This window comes from Pseudoalteromonas sp. SR45-5, from assembly GCF_014163565.1.
GTDB classification, from domain to species: Bacteria; Pseudomonadota; Gammaproteobacteria; order Enterobacterales; family Alteromonadaceae; genus Pseudoalteromonas; species Pseudoalteromonas distincta.
Map to the genome: position 1 here is coordinate 1 of NZ_JACJDN010000749.1, position 1,692 is coordinate 1,692.

The window sequence follows — 1,692 nt, forward strand, 5'->3', positions numbered from 1 at the left end:
CATTGTTTGAGAAGCCAGGCGAAATAAAACCAGGCGCTCCAACAGTAATGGAATTAATCGAAGACGTCATTGCACAAAATGTGATGCTTATTTGCGAGCAGCACACAGACCTCAACACAGAGCAGCGTAGTCAAATTGTACGTGAAGTTGATGGCATAGTTTACGATTTAGAAGAAGTCCTCAGCAGCATCACCTCACAGCCTGTCACGGTTGAACAGCATGCCTTTATAGATGAATTTGCAGGTTTAGTAAAAAACCTCTTTGATAGCGCTTTAGCACAACAATCTTAGCCATTTTATAGTCCTGCGTTGCATTTTCATTTGCAACTACGGCTAAGTTGCTTACAATCAAGAAAATATTTTTTTGAGATATAACAATGCAAGCAAATGTAAAATGGGTTGAAGGCGATACGTTTATTGGCCGTTCTAATTCTAACCACAATGTTGTGTTTGATGGCGGCAGCGATAGCGCAGCACCAAGCCCAATGGAAATGGTTTTAATGTCAGTTGGCTGTTGCTCATCAGTTGATGTGGTTAGTATTTTAAAAAAAGCTAAACAAGATTTTTCAGACGTACAAGTGCAACTCAGTGCAGAACGCGCCGAAACAGCACCGCGCGTGTTTACCAAAATCAACTTACACTTTGTTGTTAAGGGTAATAATGTGTCTGAAAAGCACCTTGCACGTGCAGTTTCACTCTCTGCTGAAAAGTATTGCTCGGTTGCATTAATGCTTGATAAAACAGTAGAAATTACGCATAGCCACGAAGTTGTGCAAGATCAAGCAAAATAACGCTTTTTCCACGAGGAAAATTCGTATAAAATCCGCGAACTTTTCATTCTGCAGGTGCAGAACCCACTAATTTATAGGTTGGTTTATTATGAACAAACCCTTCGATAAACTTAAACTTCATGGCTTTAACAATTTAACCAAAAGTTTAAGCTTTAGTATTTATGATATTTGTTACGCAAAGACCGAGCAACAACGTAAAGAATATATTGAATATATCGATGAGCAGTACAGTGCAGATAGACTAACCGATATTTTAGGTGAAGTTGTTGATATTATTGGTGCTAACATTTTAAATGTAGCGCGCCAAGATTATGAACCGCAAGGCGCAAGTGTAACTATTTTGGTTTCAGAAGAACCAGTAGAAGAGCAGCAAAATTACGATGCTGACGAAGCACCAGGCCCATTACCTGATTCAGTTGTTGCACACCTAGATAAAAGCCATATTTGTGTACACACATACCCAGAAGCTCACCCTGATGATGGTATTTGTACATTCCGTGCTGATATTGAAGTATCTACCTGTGGCATTATTTCGCCACTTAAAGCGTTAAACTTCTTAATTCATAGCCTTGAGTCAGACGTAGTAACAATAGACTACCGCGTTCGTGGTTTTACCCGCGACATAAACGGTGTTAAGCACTACATTGATCATGCTATTAGCTCGATTCAAAACTTCATGACAGAAGATACAAAAGAAGCGTACCAAATGATGGACGTAAACGTGTATCAAGAAAACCTGTTCCATACTAAAATGATGTTAAAAGAAACCGACTTAAATACCTATTTATTCGGCCTTTCTACTGATGAGTTATCGGACGAAGAAGAAGACGAGATCCGCTCTAAGCTGACTCGCGAAATGCAAGAAATATTCTATGGCCGTAACCTGCCAGATACAGAATAAT

General features: G+C 39.4%; 3 protein-coding genes. All 3 read left to right on the top strand.

Going from position 1 to position 1,692, the window contains the following annotated elements; all coding sequences use genetic code 11:
• Positions 1-2: 2 nt before the first annotated feature.
• The 3 genes from H5072_RS18620 to speD all read left to right on the top strand — a co-directional run bounded on the left by H5072_RS18620 (position 3) and on the right by speD (position 1,691).
• Positions 3-290 (top strand): DUF3802 family protein, encoded by a 288-nt coding sequence (locus tag H5072_RS18620; protein ID WP_259395988.1) that lies wholly within the window; start codon positions 3-5, stop codon positions 288-290.
• 86 nt (positions 291-376) lie between these two features.
• A complete protein-coding gene (locus H5072_RS18625) occupies positions 377-790 on the top strand; it encodes an OsmC family protein (RefSeq protein ID WP_002958863.1) in 414 nt (137 codons plus the stop codon).
• A gap of 88 nt (positions 791-878) precedes the next feature.
• Positions 879-1,691, top strand: coding sequence for an adenosylmethionine decarboxylase (gene speD, locus H5072_RS18630; protein WP_024597058.1), 813 nt, complete (start codon positions 879-881; stop codon positions 1,689-1,691).
• Position 1,692 lies beyond the last annotated feature (1 nt).